Annotated in this window: 2 protein-coding genes, 1 pseudogene and 1 riboswitch; of the genes and pseudogenes, 1 reads left to right on the top strand and 2 read right to left on the bottom strand. The window is 43.8% G+C overall.

Annotated features, from left to right (window positions below):
• Both B9J84_RS02335 and B9J84_RS16200 read right to left on the bottom strand, forming a co-directional pair.
• Positions 1–349, bottom strand: a pseudogene (locus B9J84_RS02335) (chromosome partitioning protein ParA); the annotation flags it as partial.
• 19 nt (positions 350–368) lie between these two features.
• On the bottom strand, positions 369–527 hold the full coding sequence (locus tag B9J84_RS16200; protein ID WP_010319274.1) for a hypothetical protein: 159 nt from the start codon (positions 525–527) through the stop codon (positions 369–371).
• Between the two features lie 358 nt (positions 528–885).
• Positions 886–979, top strand: a riboswitch (glycine riboswitch).
• A gap of 123 nt (positions 980–1102) precedes the next feature.
• On the opposite strand from B9J84_RS16200, the gene B9J84_RS02325 reads away from it, so the two are divergent.
• Positions 1103–2479 (top strand): sodium:alanine symporter family protein (locus tag B9J84_RS02325; protein ID WP_094123448.1); only part of this gene is annotated, 1377 nt, incomplete at its 3' end.

Below are 2479 nucleotides of genomic sequence, written 5' to 3'. Positions count from 1 at the left end.
CCATTAATGCTTGGTATTGGCTTTGCGCTTGATCCAGCTCTTGTTGATACTGCTTTTGTTGCTCTTCTAATGCTTGTTGAAGTTTATTTGCTACTTCAGTTTCGACACTGGCGACTTTTAATTGCACTTTTTCAGCTAATTGGCTTTTATCTTGGGTGAGCTGTTCATATTTTTCTTCTAGCTGATGGTATGTTTTTTGCCAGTTATTCGTGGTGATACTTGAACCGATTAAGCCACCTAATGCTAACCCCAACACCCCTGCTAACGCGATGTAGACGTAGGTGCGTTTGTCTCGTTCTTCAATCACTACGACATCGTCTTGTGCATCAATGTCCGTCTGTTTGTTCACTCTTTCGCTCCTATCTATCTCAGCGAGTTAATTCAGTAATCACAATTGAGGCAGCATAAATGACAAAAGCAGTGAGTAAAGAAACCACCACACCTTTTTGCAACTTTTCGTTGGTACGATAACGAATAAAAATAAAAGCAATGGCGATCAATAAAATAATGGTGATGAGTCGTGTCATTAGCCTATCCTCTCACGTAGTGTATATCATTTATAACACGCGATAAGTCAGAAAAAAGTAGAACAATCGACAACAAGCGTAAAGTTTTCACCCCTCATCCTACGTTTACGTCTATAAATGGTTAACAAACCACCAAACGGCAGCAAATTGAGATCAAAAGCACAATTTTTCTTGTCTTGAAAAACGCTTTATGTAACATATCTCGCCTTGATGGTAAGCGCACTTATCATCAGTTCCGATGAAGACTGCAGGAGAGTAGCCTTAGTTTATTCAAAGTATGAGTAAACAGGCTCGCCGAAGAAGTAAATCTTTCAGGTGCTAATGCTCTCTCTTATGAGAGCTGGCGAGGACTGTAGTTGGAGGAACCTCTGGAGAGAACCGTTTAATCGGTCGCCGAAGGAGCAAACCCTATTTGGGGTGAAACTCTCAGGCAAAAGGACAGAGGAGTGGAAAGTTACAATCATAAATAGGTGTGGTTTCTTCACCACTGGCCTGCTGTGATCTTTTTGTGGGATCTTTTCAGATTACTGCCCTTTCCCTCTTCTCCTTAACTGTCGTTTTATTAAGGGGAACTAATGAACAACCTGCAATCTATTCTTGAATCTATAGACAACTTTGTCTGGGGACCACCACTTTTAATTTTATTGGTCGGTACAGGCATCTATTTTACGTTTCGTCTCGGTCTTATCCAATTTCGACATTTACCTACCGCACTTAAGATGGTGTTTAGTAAAGACAAAGACGCCGGTAAACAAGGCGATGTATCAAGCTTTGCCGCCTTATGTACCGCACTTTCCGCGACGATTGGAACCGGTAATATCGTTGGCGTAGCGACAGCGATTAAGCTCGGTGGGCCGGGCGCGCTATTTTGGATGTGGTTAGCCGCGCTGTTTGGTATGGCGACCAAATACGCTGAATGTTTACTGGCAGTAAAGTATCGTCAAGTGGATGACAAAGGCCAAATGGTTGGTGGCCCGATGTATTACCTGCAATATGGCGTGGGTTCGCGAACTTTGGCGGTTTTATTCGCCCTATTTGCCATCGGCGTCGCTTGTTTCGGCATTGGTACATTCCCACAAGTCAACGCGATTTTAGATGCTACTGAAATCTCTTTTGGTGTGTCACGCGAAATATCAGCAGTGGTTCTAACGCTGTTAGTCGCATTTGTCACGGTCGGTGGTATTCAATCAATTGCTAAAGTGGCTGGGAAAGTGGTACCTGCCATGGCCCTTTTTTACATCCTTGCGTGTTTGAGTGTGATCATCAGCAACAGCGATCAATTACTCACGGCCATCAGTTTAGTTATTACTTCTGCCTTCACTTCCACAGCCGCTACTGGTGGTTTCTTAGGAGCGAGCATCATGCTAGCGATTCAATCAGGGATTGCGCGCGGTGTATTTTCTAATGAATCTGGTCTTGGCAGCGCGCCAATGGCCGCGGCGGCAGCGAAAACTGACTCTTGCGTAAAACAAGGGTTGATTTCAATGACTGGTACTTTCTTTGACACCATCATTATTTGCACCATGACCGGGCTTGCGCTGATCTTAACTGGCGCATGGCAAAGTGATTTTTCTGGTGCCGCTATGACAACCTATGCATTTGCCGTGGGCTTAAATGCGGAAACCTTGGGCCCGATGATGGTCTCCATTGGTTTGATGTTTTTTGCTTTTACGACGATTTTAGGCTGGAACTATTACGGTGAGCGCTGCGTGGTATTTTTGTTTGGTACCAAAGCAGTAATGCCTTATAAGCTGATTTTTATCGGTTTGGTGGCATCAGGTGCGTTCTTGCACCTTGATATGATTTGGATTATTGCTGATATCGTTAACGGTTTAATGGCTATCCCTAATCTGTTCGGATTAATCGCATTACGTCATATTGTGCTTGAAGAGACCAAGCTATTTTTTGAAAAACAGTCAGCGCCTTTGGCGCGTAATCCTCAAACTCAATAC

This window comes from Vibrio sp. V03_P4A6T147 (assembly GCF_002241085.1).
GTDB classification, from domain to species: Bacteria; Pseudomonadota; Gammaproteobacteria; order Enterobacterales; family Vibrionaceae; genus Vibrio; species Vibrio anguillarum.
This window is presented reverse-complemented; position numbering and strand designations above follow the sequence as displayed.